This window comes from Affinundibacterium seohonense, assembly GCF_014284305.1.
Taxonomy (GTDB): domain Bacteria; phylum Pseudomonadota; class Gammaproteobacteria; order Burkholderiales; family Burkholderiaceae_D; genus Undibacterium; species Undibacterium seohonense.
In genome coordinates this window covers 1-273 of record NZ_JACOFW010000113.1, presented here as the reverse complement: position 1 = coordinate 273, position 273 = coordinate 1, and the positions used below count along the sequence as shown (strand labels likewise).

Here is a 273-nt window from a genome sequence, read left to right as displayed (position 1 = left end):
TATCTTTCAGTGATTCTAGACGACGAACTAATGCTTGTAACTGACGAATATTGGCTGGAAGTGGCGTAAATAGTGGTGGTTGCATCGCTTGGCAGAAACGTGCAATGAGTTTTGCATCAGTTTTATCCGTCTTCACTCGGCTCAATGCGCTACCAGAAAAAGCAGCAATTTGAGCAGGATTTACGACGGAGACTTTGTACTTCTCATCCACTAAATAGTTGGCTAATGCTTCGTAATAAACACCTGTAGCCTCCATACAAAAATGAGGCTCTT

At 42.5% G+C, this 273-nt stretch carries 1 protein-coding gene; it reads right to left on the bottom strand.

The annotated features are described in order from the left end of the window. Positions 1-256 (bottom strand): IS110 family transposase (locus tag H8K52_RS20775; RefSeq protein WP_425507564.1); only part of this gene is annotated, 256 nt, incomplete at its 3' end. Between the last annotated feature and the right edge of the window lie 17 nt (positions 257-273).